A 19,351-nucleotide genomic window follows, 5' to 3' on the forward strand; every position below is an offset into this window, starting at 1 on the left:
GCCTCTTTTTGCGGAGGGCCACTCATTGCAAGCGCACTGCAAGGGGGTCGTGTCCCCACAGGTGGTGTAGCTCGGCGGTAGTGAAGCCGCTCGCGAGTGCGCCGTTAGTCGCGCTGTAGCGAGCGAGCGGCTTTGCGGTGGTCATCGGCGCTTTCCGGTAGGGTTTGGTTGTTGACGCCAACCCAATTCGGAAGGACCACCGATGACCGACGACATGATGAACCTGCGCACGCTCGTGGAGAAGACCCCGGATGCCGATCTCCTGCGCGAGATGATCGGCTTTGCCGCCGAGCGGCTGATGGAAATGGAGGTTGGGGCCGCCACCGGCGCCGCCTATGGCGAGAAGAACCCGTTGCGCACGGCCCAGCGCAACGGCTATCGCGAGCGCGACTGGGAGACGCGCGCCGGCACCGTCGAGCTGCGCATCCCGAAGCTCAGGAAGGGCAGCTATTTCCCCGGTTTCCTCGAACCGCGCCGCATGGCCGAGAAGGCGCTGACCGCCGTCATCCAGGAGGCCTACGTCCAGGGTATCTCGACCCGCTCGGTTGACGACCTGGTCAAGGCCATGGGGATGAGCGGCATTTCGAAGAGCCAGGTCTCGCGGCTGTGCGAGGAGATCGACGGCAAGGTCAAAGCGTTCCTTGAAAGACCCATCGAGGGCGACTGGCCCTATCTGTGGATCGACGCCACCTACCTGAAGGTGCGCCGCGGCGGCCGCATCGTCTCGGTCGCCGTCATCATTGCCGTCGGCGTCAACGCGGACGGCCGGCGCGAGGTGCTGGGCATGGAGATTGGCACCTCGGAGGCCGAGCCGATCTGGACGGAGTTCCTGCGCAAGCTGACCCGCCGCGGCCTGCGCGGCGTCAAGCTCGTCGTCTCCGATGCCCATGAAGGCATCAAGGCGGCCGTCACCAAGGTGCTGTGCGCGACATGGCAGCGCTGCCGCGTCCACTTCATGAGGAACGTGCTGGCCCATGCCGGCAAGAGCGGCCGCAGGGTCGTCTCCGCTTTCATCGCCACCGCCTTCGCCCAGGAAACGCCCGAGGCCGCAAGCGTGCAATGGCGCGCCGTCGCCGACCAGATCCGGCCGAAGGTGCCGAAGTTGGCGACAATCATGGACGACGCCGAGCCCGACGTGCTGGCCTACATGACCTTCCCGAAAGAACACCGCGCCAAGCTGCACTCGACCAATCCGATCGAGCGTCTCAACGGCGAGATCAAGCGGCGCACCGAGGTCGTCGGAATCTTCCCGAACGACGATGCGATCGTGCGTCTGGTCGGCGCAATCCTGCTCGAACAGAACGATGAATGGGCAGTGCAGCGGGCCAGATATATGACTCTGGAAACGATCAGCCAGATGAGCGATGATCCCCTGATCAGCTTGCCAGCCGTGGCGCGCTGATCAGCCCGGCCCATGCCGGAGAGCACGGCGACCAATGCCGTCAGCTACACCACTCCCCGGGACACGATCTGCAAGGGCTTGTGACAGATCTATTCGACCCGTAACGGCCCGAGCTTCACTATATGCGCGGGCCAGGACCGAGATGGCATGAGAAGCACGCTCGTGATAATCCCTTGCCTGCGTTGGAACGCGATCCAGGTTTTTGATGAACCGGTACAGCACCGGCCAAAGAGCCGATCGGTATCGATGCGTCGACAGGGCCGGTTTCCATGGATTGCCTAAATGCTCTCGTCCTCGGTAGCGAGGGTTGTCACCGGTTCCGCTTGGCCTGGGCACTCGAAGGTACCTGCATCTCGATGCTTCACCTGATGGGCGGAGGTGTCGAAGGCAGTCTCGCAGCGACCCTGATCCTGCGCGGCTTCACATTCCGGCTTCCTATGTTGCCGGCCTGTGGATGACCCGAAGGGAAGCGGCGACACCAGCAAACATTCTCCTGCCGCCGCAGCGCCGTGTCGCATTTTGAAAATGCCTATGCTCGTCGGCTGGGCGGGTGTAGTGTCACGTGAGCATGCGGCTCGGGGAGAGAGGTATGCCGTGGACGGTTTCATCGCGCGCGCTAATATACGCCACTTCCAGGATCTGCTCGAACGCGAGACCGATCCGAAGCAGCGACGCGTCATCGAAGGCCTGCTCGCACTAGAGCTGCAAAAGCTCAAAATAACTGAGGACCAGGCGCGCAAGCACGGGGCTGATTGTCCTCAGCGCGCCGAACAGACGCGCTGAACGCGATCAGCGGCCAAGCCATTCTGCAGCCTTGAGCGACAATGCAGTGATGGACACCAAAATATCCTCGATGAGCTGGAATCCGAGCCGTCGATTGGCGCTGCCACGTCAGCGTCGATCGCGGCATAGGGCATGGAGATGCCTTCAGGTGGTCATGCGCGGGTATAGCCGTGCGGCTATCGCGACCAGCAAGGCAAATGTGACTCCGAGAACGAGACAGTCGACGGCAAGCCCAAACTTGCTCTGTCCGCCGATCAGCATCAACGCTCGAAGTGCGTCGACCTGATAGGTAAGCGGGTTGGCGAGCGAGATCGTTCTCAGCCAACCGGGCATGATGTCGATTGGATAGATGGCATTGCTGGCGAAGAAGATTGGCATCGTCAGGACCTGTCCGATGCCCATGAAGCGCTCGCGCGTCTTGACGATGCAGGCAATGATCAGCGAGAAAGTCGAGAATAGACCTGAACCCAGCGCGATCAGGCACGCGACGCCAAGCAGGCTGGCCGGGCTGAGGTCGACATTGATACCGAGTCCCACCGCAAGCAGGTAGACCACGACCGCCTGCGTCAGCCCGCGAGCGGCAGATGACAGCGCCTTGCCGAGGACCAGGGCGCTCCGCGGCGCCGGGCTCACCATGTAGCGATGGAGGACGCCGAGGTCGCGCTCCCAGATGGCGGCGATGCCATAAAAGATCGCCGCGAACAGCACGCTCTGGGCAAGGATGCCCGGCGCCAGGAAGTCGAGATAGCGGCCGTTGCCGGACGTCAGGCCGCGCACCTGCGCCATCACCTCGCCGAACAGGACGAGCCAGATCGCCGGCTGTATGGCGCGAGTTAGGATTTCACTTGGATCGTGCCGCAGCTTGCGTATCTCCGCATCGGCCACGGCATGAACCTCGGTGCCGTAGTCCATGATTGCTTCTGCAAACCTAGCCATGATCGCTGGCGCTCCTGCGCGTCTGCCTGACATCCCGGTAGTCACCAGCCGTCTCGACATCACCGCCGGCGATAGCCATGAAGACGTCATCGAGTGTCGCCGACGGTCCGACGCCTGCCTTCAATTCGGCCGGCGTGCCGACCTTTTCCAGGCGCCCGCGATGCATGATGCCAACGCGGTCGCACAGTGCGTCGACCTCTTCCATCACATGTGTGGTGACCAAAATGGTGGTACCGAAACGATCTCTCAAATTGCGCACATGGTTCCAGATCGCAGTGCGTGCCACGGGGTCCAATCCAACCGTCGGCTCATCCATGATCAATAAGGCAGGCCGGTGCAGCGTGCTTTGCGCGATCTCGAGCCTGCGCAGCATGCCGCCAGAGTAGTGCTGTGCCAGGCGATCCGCTGCTCCGGTAAGTTCCGTCATCTCCAGCGCCTCCCTGATGCGCCCTGCGCGCTCGGCGCGGGGGATGAGATAGAGACGTGCGGACAACAGCAGATTCTCGTAGACGGTGAGCGCCCCATCGGCCGATAGCAACTGCGGCACATAGCCGATGCGGGCGCGGATGTGCCGTGCTTGACGCCGCAGGTCGCAGCCAGCGACGGCGGCATCGCCACTCGTGGCGGCAACAAGGTCGTCAGCATCTTGATCAATGTTGATTTTCCCGCGCCGTTGGGGCCGATCAGGCCGAAGACCTCACGCTGGCGGACCTGCAAATCAACGTCGTCGACGACCACGTTGCCGTCGAACGCCTTGGAGAGGCCGTGCGTCTCTATGGGGAAGATCGCGGGAGGAGCGAGCATAGGCTTGGCTTTCGTTCAGTCCTGCAACTGGGTGGCGGCGATGCTCCAATCTTGGCTGTGAGGGAAGGCGCTCGCGCGCGGTGCGCCGGAATCATTATCACCCTAGACACCGCGGAAGGCGGGCGAATTGATTCAAGGCAAAGCAATCCCGCGAACGCAGCCTATGAAAGATTGGTCTGACCCGCGGCAATTCGAACAGCTTGGGTATGCAGTCTCGCATTCCCCCCAAAGAGAGTGTCGAAATCTCATCGCCCGAATTCGCTGCCTGATCTCCCCGACCGACTTGGCTCGTCCTCATAGGATAGTCAGGAAATACATACCTCCATCACGATAGATACCGAGCAGCAGGGGAGCTGGTGAACGCTGTGCCAACTCCAGTGCCTGTCCTGGTGAGTGGACGATCTGCTGATTGACAGTGAGGATTATGTCGCCTGCAGCCAGACCGACATCGCCTGCCGCGCTGCCGTCTCCCACCGTTAAAACCAGCGCTCCGTCCACCTTCTTGTTTCCCACTCCCGTTATCGTCTCGACATCGCTCAGAACGACTGATTCAAGAGGGCCAGATCCTTCAATCTGTGTCACGCCAGCGCTTCCCTCAGGCGAAAGTTTCGCCGTGATGGTGGTTGGACTGCCGTGACGGATCATCGACAGTTTCGCGGGAGCGTCTGGCGACATCGTGCTCATTATGTTCTTGAGACCGGCGGAATTTTCCACGCTTGCCCCGTTCACCGCCGTGATGATGTCGCCCACATGAACCCCGGCGCCTTCTGCCACCGACCCTGACAAGATCTGGTTCACTACAGCTCCCGATCGAATGTCGGTCCCGAATGCCTTGGCGAGGTCCGCGGTGAGATCCTGCACGACCACACCAAGTTGCGCGCGTCGTACCTTGCCGTAACCAATAAGCTGTTCCGTTACCTGTTTCGCGAGTGCGACCGGGATGGCAAAGCCGATGCCGACATTTTCCCCACTCGGCCCGATGATCGCGCTGTTGATTCCAATGAGATTTCCATCGAGACCGACGAGAGGGCCGCCCGAATTGCCTGGATTGATTGAGGCATCGGTCTGAATGAGCTTCTCATAACCTCTTCCCAGTCCAGATCGGCCAAGCGCGCTGACGATACCCATCGTCGCTGTTTGTCCGAGGCCGAAGGGATTGCCTATTGCCACGACATAGTCACCGACGCGCAGCTGCGAAGAATCTCCGAAAGGCAGTGCTCTCAGGTCGTCCGCATGAATCCTGATGACGGCTAGATCTGTTTCGGTGTCGTTTCCGACGGGTTCGGCCTGAAAGCTTCGGCCATCATTAAGGGTGACCGTAATCTCGTCGCCATTCTGGACAACATGATTGTTTGTCAGGACATAGCCGTTCGCGGCATCGATGATGACCCCCGCACCTGCTGCCTGGAATTCCCGTTGCAGCTGTGGTGCGTCGCTGGCAGGGGCAAAAAGCTGTTGGGGGAAGGAACCCGAAGCGTCGGCGGGCGATTCATCCCGGCCTTGCACGGTGATGCTCACCACAGTTGGAAGGACCCGCTCCAGCATTGGCGCAAGCGAGGCCTGACCCGCCGGAACAAACGACGACGCTGCGTTGACAGGATAGGCTGTTGAGGCCGCTGCCAGAGCGAAACAGGCTGCAGCCAGGAATTTCCGTACGCCGACGGCGATCATCGAACCCTCTCATAGCGGTGGAGATACAAAGTTCCCGCAGACCGTGATGCCTTTCCAAGATCAACTGAAGCCGGTCCAACGGGAAATATCCACGGCGTTAGCAAGCAATTTGCTGATCGCTGCCGCCTGTATTCCACTGTTTCCATTCTTTGTTGTTCGAGCTGCCGTACAGTCACTGGCGCGTTTTTCATGCTAGACCCCTTTCCGATATCTTACTGGGGAAACGAGTTGTCGTTTTGAGCCGGATCAAAGTGCCGCATGGAATTTCTCGCAACCTTGGATCCCGATTATTTTTGATCAATCGAGGGCACAATTTCGGTCCGCGTAAAACGCGTATCCGGTTGCTGGTTGTTCAAGATGGAAGCCGGTCAGTAGTCCCAATCAGGTCCAAAATGGCTTAGTTTTGCTGAGCTTATGCTGAATGCGGGTATTTGACCGTATAAGCTTCTCCAATCGTGCTTCCTCAATGTTCGAAGCGACCCCTGCGAGAAACGCAATCTGCCGGGCATTTGGGTCGGCTTCTGGCAAAGGGGCCTCCGCCATCGATCTGCACAAGTGGATATGCCCGGCAATGTCGTTGAGATTGCCAAGATAGTCCTGAAGGGCCTCCAAGGCCAGAAGGAGACCCTTGCGGCGCCTCTTTGCGGTTTCACTCGCGAAAAGACCCCCGAGAAACTCGCTGCCATAACGCAGTTTCTTGGCTGCGATGCGCAGCTTGTGCCGCTGCGAGGCGTCGAGGTCGTCAAGTTTCCTGGCCCGTTTCATGATCTTGGATGTTCGTGAGGAAAGCGTTTGGCGAGAGAACTGATCGATGATCTGTTCCTTGAGGCTGACGCGCAGTGCATCGTCCGTCCTGATCCAGTCTCCGACGTGGATCCATTCGGCTGTGTCGAGGAGCAGGCTGCGGAATCTCTCGGTTTCGATGGCCGCCCGAGCTCGGGCTTCCGCCAGCGACTGAAGCCGGTCGATCTTGCCTTCGAACATCTTGAAGGCGTTGTCGCCAGCGTACTTATACCGCAGGCGTTGGAGGACACCTGCCGAGAAAACGTGGAGCTCTCGCGCCTGAGCAAGTTCATCCATGAGCCATTTCAGCTCCGCCTTGATCAAATCGCATTGTCTGTCACTGACAATCTGGGAAAAGAGCGAAATGGCGGCGAGTAACCGTCGAAGCCCGACACGCATCTGGTGAATGCCTTCGGGATCGCCCCGGTTTACCGCGTCCCAATTGGCAGCAATCTGACGGAGGCAGGATTCTGAAATTTTCCGAAACGCTGTCGCGACGTTTTCGCCGGACTGAATTGTCGTTGTGCCCCCAAGAACCGCTCGCGCCGGCGCGCCATCAATCAATTCATATCCACGTTCTGCCTTGCTGCGGACCGAAAGACGCAATGGCGCGGCTTTTGCGAGCGTGCGAGCCAATTCGAATAGCTCCGTGCGGTCCCTTGCTTGAGCTCGATCTCAATCTCGCAAACCTCTTCGGATATGTCGCCAGTCGTGATCCAACAGTGGTCAAGCGAAAGCTCCATCCTGGCGTGAGCGGTTTTGATGGGCAGAGTCTTGCGCTGAGTTCGTGTCTCGAAGACAGGTTTCAGTGCTCGGACGAGCTGTTTCGACACTCGACCAAGGGAAACAACGCCTGTGGAAGTTGCAGCTTAAGCTCGATTTCCTGGTGGCTCGACATGAGTTCGACCTAGCCTTTTTTCTGCAATGTCCAAGTATCCCGCTCAAAGCGGTCCTTTGCTTGCTTTCTTAGCGACCTCAGGTAGCGCGATTGTCGCCGGCAGTTGAAGGGACATCAAGCGGACCGTCGCGCGGAGCCGCATTTTCACGGGCCAAGCATCGCCGCCTTGCCGAGCCTTGCTTGGCGTTCCTTTGGCCAGCATGAAGGAATGCAAATACACGTGCATTGAGATGCATCAATGCACGGTCTGTATCGCCTTCTAGACTGGCATGAAGTCAGCTGTGGAGCGTGTCATGGAATTGATGGAAGCATTGCGCACTCGCCGTGCCGTGCGCGAGTTCACGGGTGATCCGGTAGAAGAAAACACGGCGGGCGGTCGCTATGCTCAGGCGCAAGACGCAGGAGCTCTATGCCCGACTGGGTGGCATTAGTTGGCAGGCCGCGCGTGACTATCCGTTTCGGGAGATCATGAAACCCGAGAGTTTCGGGCTGCTCGTAAACCTGAAGCGCGCTGTCGATCCCAAGGGGCTGATGAATCCCGGTGCACTCGGCCTTGCTTGAGAGCAACCCACCGGCCGTCAGTGCAGCGCGAAGTCCGTCCTTGTTGGTGAGCCGATCGCGATGAAAATCCATAACGAGAATCTCTCCATGGGAAGGGGCACCGCTGCCACAGGCTCACATCGAGCCGGCCTATTGTCGTTCTTCGCTGTCATCTCCGTCGCCATCTATCTGGTGCCCGAAGGCGGTCACTTTTTCGAGATGTTCGGCAAGTTGAGGCTCGCGCCGGACAACTACATGATAGTGCAGCGGATCTACCACGGCTGGGCCTTCTTCGGCATCGCGATAGTCTTTGCGCTCACCTGCACGCTCAGTCATGCGGTTGCAACCTGGCGCCGTCCGATAACGCGGTGGCTGTCGCTGGCGTCGTTTGCCGCGCTCCTTGCCACGCAAGCGATCTTCTGGACGTTCATCTCTCCGGTGAACGCGCTGACGCGGAATTGGACCGAGATGCCAGCCGACGTCGAGGCCGTGCGGCGGCAATGGGAATACGCTCATGCGACTAGCGCGGCATTGACGCTGCTGGCGCTGATTCTGATCGTCTATGCAGTTCTTCTCGACGTCACCAACAGCCCGGCGGATGATCGCGGCTGAGCTGATTCCATGACGTTAGGAGGATTTATGCACGGCATTGGCAGGTTGACCCTGGCCATGTTGGATGTGCCCGCCATGGCAGCCTGACTCAAACTATAAGTCACATTTGCAGCGGGTCCCGTCAATCCGTGGGGAGCTGACGGAAGTGGCCCGTGAGGAGGCGAAAGCCGCAGAGGTGAAGGTCACCCTGCCCACGTTCGACGCATCACAGTCAAGTCGACAAACGACTACATCGAGCGCCGATTGGCAGCAGAAGTGGTTAGGCGCGGCCGCACCGCAGCCCAGGGAGATGATCTATCAATTCCGTAAACGCCCAAATCCGCGACCAAGCTAAACAATCTACGCCGCGAGGGCTGAAGCTCGACCGCAAGCCTTTCGGCATCTGCCTCCCCCTGCTTTGCTCGTTCGGACCGCAGAATGCGGCGCTCCAGATTGCGGCGCCGGCGCTTTTGTTCCGCGGACACGGCCGCAGCCTGCTTCAGATAAGCCGCCATTTCCTTTCCCTTCAATTTCTTGGCGAATTCCAGCATCGTATAATACCAGCTGTGATGCGCGGCTGTATCCGTCGGCTCAATCTCCGTAGCCCGGCGGTATTTCTCAAAAGTCACGCAGCGCATCACCTCGGCATCAGACGCCCGGCGTGGAGGCGACCCTTTCCTAGCAATGCCTCACCGCGCGTGAGGCGTGACAGCAGCAGGATCATTCGGGCCATGCGGTGGAGGATCAGGTGTGACGCAGCTATCCTCGCCTCCGATCTCAAATCAGACTTGCATCGAATCGACTTGAGACAGGAAATCGTCACAAGGATTGGCGGCTCAGAACCCGCTGCGTTCAGCAATCAATCGGTCGTCTTCGGAGCCGCCCGAAACTCGATGGCGGGTCAGCCAAGACGAGGGAAATCGGACGTCCCTTCTTCGTGGAGTGGGATCAACACCGCCCTGGCGCGTGAGAAAGGCGTCTTTGACCGAAATAGAGAAGCGCAGTGGTGCAAGCGACAATGGCCGTGACTGGTCTTAGCCACTGTGGCGTTCCTTCCGCGTACTCTTTCCAAGCCACACCCATGGCGGCCTAGAATGGATTGGGTCTGACCGAAGACCGCCTTCGCTGCACTCCGTCTCGATCATCTTCCCGCAACGACGGCGCTGCGTTTTCTTCCCCTGTACGCTACGCGTCCATTCCTCGCGGCTCAAGAAAGCCTCGCGCCGCCGTCTTCCACTTCGTTTCAGCCCCGGTGGGGTGCGGACCGATCGTCTCCTGTCTCACGACCACCATCGAGGTCGCGATGGGCGCGGCCCGAGAAAAACAGAAGGAACCACCACAATGGCTACGATCGGCACATTCTCGCGCACCGCGAAAGGCTTCTCCGGCTCAGTCAAGACCCTCAACCTCAACGTCAAGACGGTGACGTTCGCTCCGGCCGAAGGCGACAACGAAAAGGGTCCGGACTTCCGTATCTTCGCCGGCGCCACCGAGTTCGGCGCGGCATGGAAGAAGACCTCGCGTGAAGGCCGCGACTACCACTCCGTCAAGCTCGACGATCCGAGCTTCCCCGCTCCGATCTACGCGAGCCTGGTCGAGACCGAAACCGAGGGCGATTTCTCGCTCATCTGGTCCCGCCGCACCGCCGAGTAATTCGGCCCACCAAACGGGGCCCCGCCGCGAGGCGGGGCTTCGCCCTGTTCAGGTCAGGCGCAGCCTAGGCCTGTGCCAAATGCAGCAGGTTACGCTTGGGCCCGCGCCTTGCGCGGCTTCTTCACCGGCGACTTGATTGCCTTAGCAGTCGTTCTTGCCGCCGCCGCCCGTATGGTCGGTTTCCGTTTTTCTGCGGACTTGGCCGCCGGCGTTTTGCGCCCAAGTCCAATCGATTTCGCCAGGGCCGACCGGGTCGCCGCATAGTTAGGCGCCACCATCGGATAGTCCGCTGGCAGATTCCACTTCTGCCGATATTGGTCGGGGGTCAGGTTAAAGTGCTGAAGATGCCGCTTGAGCGATTTGAATTTCTTTCCGTCTTCCAGACAGATGATGAAGTCGGGCGTTACCGATTTCTTGATCGAAACTGCCGGCTCCTGTTTTACCACAGGTTCTACCGCCGGCGTGCCGATGCCATTCAGGGCGGCATGGATGTCGCCGATTAGTTTCGGCAACTCGCCAACCGGTACTGGATTGTTCGATACATAGGCGGCGACAATGTCAGCCGTTATCGACACGGTATCCAGTTTGTTGCCTTGCTCGAGAGCAGTGGTCATATGATTTCCCTTTTTTGTATCGGATGAATTGAGCGACGTTTGATTTTTCTGCCCTGCCCACGACGCAAATAGTACATTTCTTCGTAAAATCCACCTCTCTTGCGCAACATGACAAGAGTAAGTTTCGCTTCTGTCGTCCCATCGGCTGGGATGCTTTTGCCTATCTCATCTAAAGCGAGGAGCTTCCTTCACTTTTCCGTCCGTTCCAGCTGTGCAGAGCAATGCCGCTGGCTCGCGCCCTGGCTACAGAGTTTCTATCAACGCGCAGTGTGCACGATCGCATCTTTGTAGCGTGGGAGGTTTCGAGGGGAACACGATCTGGCATTTGAAGTTTGCTCATAAGGGAGCGCCTGCTTTGACGAGCTTCGCCCACTCAAGCCTTGCGCCCTTCATCATCTGGATCAAGGCTCGCGAGATAGGATTTTCGCCGGTAGCGACGAAGATCGCGAAAGCTTCCCGCGCAAGCGCTTGACTGCGGCGTCGGCGCTGGCGCACCGGCGGAAGTCTACTGTTCGGGCTCGTGCCGACCGCTGCTCGCTCCAACTGTGGCTACGTTCGCGGTCCCATCTGCTCTTCACGCCGTCAGCATCGAACGCCTGCCTACCCTTCGCAGTCCATAATCGTTGGGCATGCTCGCCTTCATGGCTCTGCAGCTTGGCTGCGATCCAGAGCATCGCGCCGTAGATCGTAGCGCGATCGTCATTGGTGAGCTCTACGATGCCTGCCTTGACGATGAGACCGCCGAGTTCGATCAGATGCCGGGTGCGCTTGCGGCGGTCGACCTGCCAGGTGCGCATGTCATTGCGAGCCTGTACCGCCTGCCGGCGATTGTGGGCCGCCCTGTTGCGCTGGAGCGCCGCGCAGGTCGTGCTGAGATGCCGGAGCAGTTCGCCGGGACGTGTTTTCGAAAAACATCACTCCACGTTTGGCCCAAGCCTCACGCTTTGCGGTGTCTTTCGTCTCGGCAATTGCGACCAGTGCGCCAGCCAGTTCGTCGGTGCTCAGCTGATCGGCGCCGGTGGCGATCACCAGCTCGCCAAGTTGCTGCACCTTTCGTATTTTGAGCTCTCGCGCTTTTTCTTCCAGCGCCTTCAGTTCCGCGTCGAAATCGAGTGGTTTACGCATGGCTGTCTCCGTTGATTGTCGATCTGTAAATGATAGTGGAGCGCCTGCCGGAAGGCTTCAGGGTTGCCGAGACAGCCCGGGACGGGCTGGTCCATCCCGAGAATTTTTCGAGGGAGGGCGCGCTTATACGTCGTGCCGACGTGGGCTTTGCCGTGCAAATGGTGGAGTAGAGATGAAGCGCTACTTCCCCTTTCGGAGACAAGTTTCTCCATCCCTCTCCCCGAACCGGACAGGCAAGTTTCCCTGCATCCGGCTCTCCGTGCATGAGCGAAAGATCGCTCATGGGTGTGCCTCAGTCCGACGTGAGGCGGTAGAACGCGTCCCAGAAGTCGCCCACGCTCTCGCGCTGACGGTGCCGGGATTGGGCATTCCATCCGTTCGGTTTCTCGATGCTTTGGTGAGGGTAACGCATGGTTCCGCCGTCGCGGAGGAGCCTCAGGCGCTTCGTGCCTTCGACCCATCGATGCCGTTGTCCCGTGACGTTGACGGTGAAGCGGCGACGCAGCTCTCGCCACGTTGCCTTTCGATGCTTCTTACGCAGCCAACGTCCAACGCGCTCCCAAATCCATTTGTCGAGATGGCTGAAGTCCCGACACGCCTGCGTGGCATATCGGTAATAGTTCCGCCACCCGAGCAGGATCGGGTTGAGGGTGCCGACGACTTTGGTGAGCGGCCATCCCGTAGGAATGCTCTTCACCAGGACCTTGATCCTGTGGCGCAGGTCGTTGAGCTTGCTCCTCGGGATGAAGAGGTTGCCGACCAGTCGCCCCGTGCGGAGCGCTTTGGTGCGCACCACCCGATAGCCGAGGAAGTCGAAGCCTTCCTTGGTCTCGGTGATCCGGGTCTTTTCCATCGACAGTTCCATACGAAGTTCCGTCTTCAGGAACTCCGCCAGCGCCTGCCTTTCAGCTTCCGCTTGCTCCCTCGTGCCCTCCATGAGGACGACGAAGTCGTCCGCATATCGCACCATGTAGAATGTCGGCTTGCCGTTCTTGCGGTCCAGAGTCCGCCGGCCTGCCGCCCTGCTACTCGGTTCACGGGGGCGCATGGACCATCGTCCGTACCGTTCGTCGATGGCTGTCAGGTAGATGTTCGACAGCATCGGCGAGATGATCCCGCCTTGTGGCGAGCCGGTTACGGGATGTCGGATGGTCCCCTCGATCATCACGCCGGCCTTCAGGAATGCGAAGATCAGCCTCAGCACCTTGCGGTCGCCGATACGCCGTCGCACGCCTTCCATCATGACGTGATGGTCGATTGCGTCGAAGCAGCCCTTGATATCGCCTTCAATGGCGTAGTCGTAGACCGAAGGTCCACGAACCGACGGGTGAAGACACTTCTGGATTCGCTCCAGAGCATCATGGGTGCTCCGTCCTTTCCGGAACCCATACGAGGTCGGATAGAAATCCGTCTCGAAGATGGGTTCGAGGATCAGCTTCATGGCCATTTGCACCAAGCGATCTGTCAGCGTGGGGATTCCGAGTGGCCGGAATGCTCCCGGTTTGCCAGGCTTTGGGATCAGCCGCTGCCTGACGGGTTCCGGGTCATATGTTCCGTTGCGAAGTGCCTCGCGTATTTCCTCGAGGAACCTTGCTGCGCCACCGGCACGCTGTTCGACCGTGCGACGCGTCATCCCGTCCGTTCCCGGTGTTCGGCTGCCGCGGTTGCGGGCGAGCCGTCGCCAAGCTTCGGCAAGGGTTCTGCGGTCGCATATGAGATTGAACAGATCAGCAAAGACCTTGTCAGGTTCGTCGCTGCTCCACCGATACAGTTTGCGCTGCATGTCGAGGACGAACGGGGTATTCACCTCGCCGGACATGTGCCCGCCTCCTGCTTGCAAACCGTATCCACTGCCTCCCTTCGCCATGTGAACGGCTTTCCCGTCCTCGGACTACTACGAAGGCTCCGTCCCTCGGCACCACGGTCACTGGCCGCTTCAGTCGTCCGGCGTCCGAAACCGCCGGAGATGGTGACAAGGTTCTTGGGTTCCGCAACTGATCTCTCGCTCGCTTTAGGCGCCGACTCTACCCCGTGGAATCCGGCCTCGGCGCCACGCAAACTCATGCCGAGGCTGGCGCACAGCAAGCTGCGCGCCTCCAATCCGCGTACTGATAGCGCGGACCAACACTCCACCGATCCGTAGATCGACCCGCCCACTTCCGAGTCGGCAGGTTCCATCTCTAAACGGGGCGTCCGCCATCGGTTCGGTTTCCCTCGCCATGGCAAGCTCGCTGGCCGAACCGCTCACGGGGTCGGAAGTCCCCGCCCGTTCGGCTTTGATGGGTTCTGCTAATTTACGGTTCCCCGGAAGCGCCCGGTTCTCCTCACCCATCTGCTTATCGCCGCATGTTGCGTCATACGGCGTGCGGGGTCCTCCACCCCGCGAGATCCATTGCAGCATGAAGGCTGAATCCCTCCTTCCTTTCAACTCCCAACGCACATCTGGTCGCGATGGCGATCTATCATCTTCATGTCAAAGTCATTGGCCGCAAGGCAGGCTCAAGCGCTGTGGCGTCCGCCGCCTACCGCTCAGCGTCGCGGCTGCGTGACGAGCGGATCGAACGCACGCATGATTTCTCGGCCAAGCGCGGTGTCGTTCATTCCGAGATGATGCTGCCGGAGGATGCACCGGAGCCCTGGCGCGACCGCGAGAGGCTATGGAATGATGTCGAGGCGTTCGAGGTGCGCAAGGATGCGCAGCTTGCCCGCGAGGTCGAGTTCGCCTTGCCGCGTGAGCTCAGCCAGGCGCAAGGCATCGAGTTGGCGCGCGACTTCGTTCAGGCGGAGTTTGTCAGCAAGGGCATGGTCGCTGATCTCAATGTGCATTGGGACAGGGCAGAAGATGGCAGTCCAAAACCTCATGCCCATGTCATGCTCACCATGCGGTCCGTCGATGAAAACGGTTTTGGCGCCAAGGTTCGCGACTGGAATGCTACCCAACTGGTCGAACGCTGGCGCGAGCGGTGGGCTGAGCTTGCCAATGAGCGTCTGGCCGAACTCGACATCGACGCCCGCATCGATCATCGCAGTCTGGAAGCGCAGGGCATTTCACTGGAACCGCAAACGCAGATTGGCGCGCCAGCCCAGCGCATCGAGGGCAGTAGCCTTTCTGCTGGCGACATTGAAGCAGATCGCGCCGAGTTGCACCGCGAGATCGCGCGCAACAATGGTGCGCGGATCATTACCGATCCATCCGTGGCGCTCGATGCCATCACCCATCAGCAATCGACCTTCACCCGAAAAGACATTGCAAAGTTCTCGCATCGCCACAGCGACGGAATGGAGCAGTTCAACGCCGTCGTGGCAGCCATCAGCAATGCACCCGATCTGGTCGAACTCGGCAAGGACCGGCGCGGCGAAGACCGGTTCACCACCCGCCAGATGATCGACACCGAACAGCGCCTTCGCCGCGCCGCGGAGCGTATCGATTTGGACGAGCGACACGCGGTAAGTGAGGCACAGCGCGAGGCAGCACTGGCGCGGGCTGCGCAACGCGGGCTTGTCCTGTCAGACGAGCAGAGCGATGCGCTTGCGCACATCACCGATGGCCGCGGCCTTGGTGTCGTTGTCGGCTTTGCCGGAACGGGCAAGAGCGCCATGCTGGGCGTTGCGCGCCAGGCCTGGGCAGCGGCGGGCTACGAGGTTCGAGGCGCGGCTCTCTCCGGCATTGCCGCTGAGAATCTGGAAGGCGGATCAGGCATCTCGTCACGCACCATCGCCAGTATGGAACATGGTTGGGGACAGGGCCGCGATCTGCTCACCACGCGCGATGTCCTGGTGATCGATGAGGCCGGCATGGTCGGCACGCGCCAGTTGGAGCGCGTGCTTTCCCATGCGGCGGAGGTTGGCGCAAAGGTCGTGCTGGTTGGCGACCCGCAGCAGTTGCAGGCGATCGAAGCGGGCGCTGCATTCCGCTCACTCCACGAGCGACACGGCGGCGTTGAAATCGGCCAGGTGCGCCGGCAGCGCGAGGACTGGCAGCGTGAGGCCACGCGCGATCTTGCAACCGGCAGGATCGGTGCTGCGATCAGCGCCTACGACGCGCAAGGCATGGTGCATCAGGCAGCAACGCGCGAGGAGGCGCGCAGCGACTTGGTCGAGCGCTGGGATCGCGACAGGCAGGCGCATCCAGTGGCAAGCCGGATAATGCTCACCCACACAAACGACGAGGTGCATGCCTTGAACCAGGCAGCGCGCAAGCGCATGCGCGCTGCTGGCGATCTCGGCGACGAAGTGCAAGTGACTGTCGAACGCGGCGCAAGAAACTTCGCCAGCGGCGACCGGGTCATGTTCCTGCGCAACGAGCGCGGGCTCGGCGTCAAGAACGGCACGCTGGGTGAGATCGAAGAGGTCAACATACAGAGGATGACGGTTCGAACCGACGACGGCCGATCCGTGCGCTTCGACCTGAAAGACTTCGCGCACATCGACCACGGCTATGCCGCGACCATCCACAAGGCGCAGGGCATGACCGTCGACCGGACCCATGTGCTCGCCACGCCGGGCATGGATGCACATGGCAGCTACGTCGCACTGTCACGGCATCGAGACAGCATGGACCTGCATTATGGTGGCGACGACTTCAGTACGCGGGACCGGCTGGACCGGACGCTGTCACGCGACCGCGCCAAGGACATGGCGTCGGATTACGACCAGATCGACCCGGCGCGGAGATATGCCGAGCGACGTGGCATCAGCTTCCGCGAGCGTGTGGTCGAGATCGTGCGCCGGATCGTTCCGGAGAAGCTCCGCGACAGGATCGGCGGATTGCTGGACGGGCTGCGCTCGCCTGGAGACGGCGAGCCCAGGCAGGAGCGTGGTCGGTCGGCAAGGGAAAATGTTGGGGCGCAAATCGGAGATGCTGGCTCCACGCCCGAAAGGAACATTCCCGCCACGGGAGTGTCGCGCGAATCGAATGCGCCGGCGGACGCGGAAGCGGCGTTGCGCAGCGCTCGCACGAAGGCGCTTGTGCGCCACGCTCGAGCGCTCGACGCGATCCTCAGCATTGAAAACGCGGATGGCCAGGGCAGTCCCGACCAGATGCGCGAATTGAGGGATGCCCGCAGCGCTTTCGAGAAGGTGCGGCCGTATGGCTGGCGCGATGCCGAGGCGGCCTATGTGAAAAATCTCGAACTTGTCCGCGAGGCGAGCGCCGGCCGCGTCAACCGTATCGTGCTTGCTCTCCAGCTTGAGACGGAAATCCGCACAGGGATGGACAACGATCCCGGCCGCCGCGCCGACCGTTTCGTGGAACGTTGGCAAAAGCTCGACCGTATGGGACGGGAGCAATATCAGGCCGGCGACGTGTCCGGCTACAAGTCGACCCGCTTGGCCATGTCCGATATGGCCAAGAGCCTCGAGCGCGATCCTCAACTTGAATCCCTGCTTGCCAACCGCAAGCGCGAGCTTGGTATCGACATGGATTCGGATCGTCGTCTGGGCGCGGAACTCGCCTTCAGCCATGGCATTGGTAAGGGGCGGGGCCTTGGGCTCTGATACCCTCCGATTTGCCGCCGTTTTCACGCCGCAGCCGGCTGAGGCGACAAACCTGATTGCCTGCGGCGTGGGTTCGTCCTGTCTGTCCCAGCAGCAATCAGCAACAACCAGTGAGGTGCAGGCAAGCTATGTCCGAGCCGGATCGTATCATACGCCTCAAAACCGTCCTTACCCGGACTGGCCTGTCCCGCTCGACAATGTACCGAAAAATCGGCGAAGGCACGTTCCCCGCGCAGATCAAGATAAGCATCAACGGGGCGGGTTGGCGTGAATCCGATGTCATCCGATGGATCGCCGATCCTGTTGCATGGCGAAAAGATCGTCAGTTCTGATTGCGATACAGACGAACGCCAGGGCCGCCGCCATTCTCTGGGACTTTATTCCCGCTGCTTCGTCGGTCAGGGCCGCCGCAATCTGACGCCCGGATGATTGCCGTTCGTGAATTCCACGCCCTCTGCCTCAAGAACAACACGGATTTTGTCCTGGGTTTCAGCAGAGACTGCAGCGACGCGCTCACTGTCGCTCTCACAGCGTTTTACAGTAGGAATTGAAACGCCGGCCCGCTTGGCAAGCTCCGATTGTGATAGGCTGATCAAAGCTCGGGCCGCCCGCATTTGTGCTGCTGTCACCAATTTCTATTGATCCCTTTAGATCATTGCGCTATGATCCAAAGGTATCAGTGGATACCCTTGGCCGGTTGTCGAGGGTGCGGCTAGACGCAGTGTTGACGCACCGTGCCTAGCCTGACCACGCCAAAGCTGTCTGGAGCTCGGATCATGGCTGATTCCGACAATACCACGACTTTGCCTTTCGTCATCGACCGGCAAGGGGATAAGCCGAAGGGTCCCAAACGGCAAGCAGTAGACCCGGCTTTAGGCCTCTGGAGCGAGTGGCGGCAAGCTCGATATGCCTCATTGCTATTGTGTCGGGTGCAGCAACGTCTCGAGGCACGAATGATGGCCAATACCGGAATTCCGGTATTGACCTCAGGTAAGTCCTCGTCTTGGCGGATGTCGGTGGCTGCGCCGGAGGCGAGCGCCGAATATGCAGTGGCTCGCGAGGCAGAGGTGTTTGCGATGACCGAGGCACTCAAATTTCAGGATGCTATCCCCAGCGTTGCTGCTCTGTCGCTCGCTGGTATCATCGCAAAGCTGGAGATGATTGTTGGTGCGGACCGGGACATCGGCGATCCGACGGATTTCCCATGGCCGCACATTTCGTCCGTTTTGCGCGACTTGAAGGCACTTGCGGGCGCTCTGCCAGCCTATCGACCTGACCGCACCATTACCCGTGCTGACGTGGCACGACATTGGAACGAAGCCATCAAGCTCGTGACGGCGCTTTCCGACGAGGATTCCCAGCGGAATGCGCCTGTTTTGTGAACTTTTCGTGGGCGTTGTATACGTGGGCCTCCGGCCAGCGGGGATCTCTCCAGTGGAAGAATGGTGCGGATAGGAGCAGGTTGGAAAGCTCGGCCACGCCCAGCAACGAGCTCGTAGTATACGGTGTGGCAAAACCACCACGCCGTCCAACCTCATCAAGTGGACGCATGTCCGATCCGCACGCTGCGGCATGCCAATTTCACGATTGATGGGACGCGTTTCTTTGCTCGTCGCTGGTCTTCGCGATGCCAGCTTTCGTGAAGCGTCTCCTCGCTCCGTTCGAGACCTCACCCGCGCCATTCATTGAGCAAAATGCTCGAAGCCGCTCAAAAACGCCGCCACCGTGAGGCAGCGGGCAAGTCTGCAAAGAACGCACGCACCGAACGGCGCATTTCTGGAGGAGGCTGATGGTCAACGCAGTTGGACCAAGCAACTACAATGCCAGGTTCGCGGCCATCTTCACCGCCGATGCCGTGGCGCGATCAATGGCGCTGCTAATCGAAAGCAAGTGCTTTTGCGCCGAAATGAAGTGCTGTCCTTACAGTCAACTACCGCGCGTCGGAACAGGCCATGCATGGCGGCAATAGCCGCCAATCCGGGAAAATCTGCCTTTCGTTACATAAATCCTTTGCACATCGTTTAGAAAATGCAAAATAATACTGTGTAAACAAGC

At 60.1% G+C, this 19,351-nt stretch carries 15 protein-coding genes and 2 pseudogenes; 8 read left to right on the forward strand and 9 right to left on the reverse strand.

The genetic code is table 11. The annotated features are described in order from the left end of the window. The first annotated feature begins 202 nt into the window (after positions 1-202). Positions 203-1,402, forward strand: coding sequence for an IS256 family transposase (locus tag ACVDG8_RS00130; RefSeq protein WP_023780675.1), 1,200 nt, complete (start codon positions 203-205; stop codon positions 1,400-1,402). Positions 1,403-1,996: 594 nt separating this feature from the next. Then, a complete protein-coding gene (locus ACVDG8_RS00135) occupies positions 1,997-2,185 on the forward strand; it encodes a hypothetical protein (RefSeq protein ID WP_447252891.1) in 189 nt (62 codons plus the stop codon). Positions 2,186-2,329: 144 nt separating this feature from the next. Here the strand turns inward: ACVDG8_RS00135 and ACVDG8_RS00140 are convergent, their stop codons facing one another. The 4 genes and pseudogenes from ACVDG8_RS00140 to ACVDG8_RS00155 form a co-directional block, all read right to left on the reverse strand. Continuing rightward, the gene (locus ACVDG8_RS00140) at positions 2,330-3,121 is read right to left on the reverse strand and encodes an ABC transporter permease (protein ID WP_447252892.1); all 792 of its coding nucleotides are present in this window, start codon (positions 3,119-3,121) and stop codon (positions 2,330-2,332) included. Then, a pseudogene (locus ACVDG8_RS00145) lies at positions 3,114-3,925 on the reverse strand (ABC transporter ATP-binding protein). Before ACVDG8_RS00145 ends, ACVDG8_RS00140 begins: the two are co-directional and overlap by 8 nt. Positions 3,926-4,219: 294 nt before the next feature. Next, positions 4,220-5,596 carry a Do family serine endopeptidase gene (locus tag ACVDG8_RS00150; RefSeq protein WP_447252893.1) on the reverse strand — a complete coding sequence of 459 codons (1,377 nt, stop codon included), beginning with the start codon at positions 5,594-5,596 and terminating at the stop codon, positions 4,220-4,222. 381 nt (positions 5,597-5,977) lie between these two features. Further along, entirely contained in the window at positions 5,978-7,015 is a 1,038-nt protein-coding gene (locus ACVDG8_RS00155) for a CHAD domain-containing protein (RefSeq protein WP_455707473.1), read from the reverse strand. 643 nt (positions 7,016-7,658) lie between these two features. Between ACVDG8_RS00155 and ACVDG8_RS00160 the strand changes: the two genes are divergently transcribed. Next, entirely contained in the window at positions 7,659-7,838 is a 180-nt protein-coding gene (locus ACVDG8_RS00160; RefSeq protein WP_447252895.1) for a hypothetical protein, read from the forward strand. Positions 7,839-7,898: 60 nt separating this feature from the next. Further along, on the forward strand, positions 7,899-8,429 hold the full coding sequence (locus ACVDG8_RS00165; RefSeq protein WP_447252896.1) for a hypothetical protein: 531 nt from the start codon (positions 7,899-7,901) through the stop codon (positions 8,427-8,429). A 227-nt stretch (positions 8,430-8,656) separates the two neighbouring features. Here ACVDG8_RS00165 and ACVDG8_RS00170 read toward each other — a convergent pair whose 3' ends face one another. Then, the gene (locus tag ACVDG8_RS00170) at positions 8,657-9,037 is read right to left on the reverse strand and encodes a hypothetical protein (protein WP_447252897.1); all 381 of its coding nucleotides are present in this window, start codon (positions 9,035-9,037) and stop codon (positions 8,657-8,659) included. 712 nt (positions 9,038-9,749) lie between these two features. On the opposite strand from ACVDG8_RS00170, the gene ACVDG8_RS00175 reads away from it, so the two are divergent. Next, on the forward strand, positions 9,750-10,061 hold the full coding sequence (locus ACVDG8_RS00175) for a DUF736 domain-containing protein (RefSeq protein ID WP_447252898.1): 312 nt from the start codon (positions 9,750-9,752) through the stop codon (positions 10,059-10,061). A 203-nt stretch (positions 10,062-10,264) separates the two neighbouring features. Here ACVDG8_RS00175 and ACVDG8_RS00180 read toward each other — a convergent pair. From ACVDG8_RS00180 to ltrA, 4 genes and pseudogenes are all read right to left on the reverse strand, one after another. Further along, positions 10,265-10,675, reverse strand: a pseudogene (locus ACVDG8_RS00180) (MucR family transcriptional regulator); the annotation flags it as partial. A 401-nt stretch (positions 10,676-11,076) separates the two neighbouring features. Further along, positions 11,077-11,472, reverse strand: a complete 396-nt coding sequence (locus tag ACVDG8_RS00185) for a conjugal transfer protein TraD (RefSeq protein WP_455707474.1) — start codon at positions 11,470-11,472, stop codon at positions 11,077-11,079. A gap of 1 nt (position 11,473) precedes the next feature. Then, entirely contained in the window at positions 11,474-11,800 is a 327-nt protein-coding gene (locus ACVDG8_RS00190) for a conjugal transfer protein TraD (RefSeq protein ID WP_447252900.1), read from the reverse strand. 292 nt (positions 11,801-12,092) lie between these two features. Then, positions 12,093-13,619, reverse strand: coding sequence for a group II intron reverse transcriptase/maturase (ltrA, locus tag ACVDG8_RS00195; protein ID WP_447250876.1), 1,527 nt, complete (start codon positions 13,617-13,619; stop codon positions 12,093-12,095). 632 nt (positions 13,620-14,251) lie between these two features. On the opposite strand from ltrA, the gene traA reads away from it, so the two are divergent. From traA to ACVDG8_RS00210, 3 genes are all read left to right on the forward strand, one after another. Beyond that, positions 14,252-17,296 (forward strand): Ti-type conjugative transfer relaxase TraA, encoded by a 3,045-nt coding sequence (gene traA, locus ACVDG8_RS00200; RefSeq protein WP_447252901.1) that lies wholly within the window; start codon positions 14,252-14,254, stop codon positions 17,294-17,296. Positions 17,297-17,424: 128 nt separating this feature from the next. After that, positions 17,425-17,628 (forward strand): helix-turn-helix transcriptional regulator, encoded by a 204-nt coding sequence (locus ACVDG8_RS00205; RefSeq protein WP_447252902.1) that lies wholly within the window; start codon positions 17,425-17,427, stop codon positions 17,626-17,628. 444 nt (positions 17,629-18,072) lie between these two features. Further along, positions 18,073-18,678 carry a hypothetical protein gene (locus tag ACVDG8_RS00210; RefSeq protein ID WP_447252903.1) on the forward strand — a complete coding sequence of 202 codons (606 nt, stop codon included), beginning with the start codon at positions 18,073-18,075 and terminating at the stop codon, positions 18,676-18,678. The last annotated feature ends 673 nt before the right edge of the window (positions 18,679-19,351 follow it).

The organism is Mesorhizobium sp. ORM8.1, assembly GCF_053005525.2.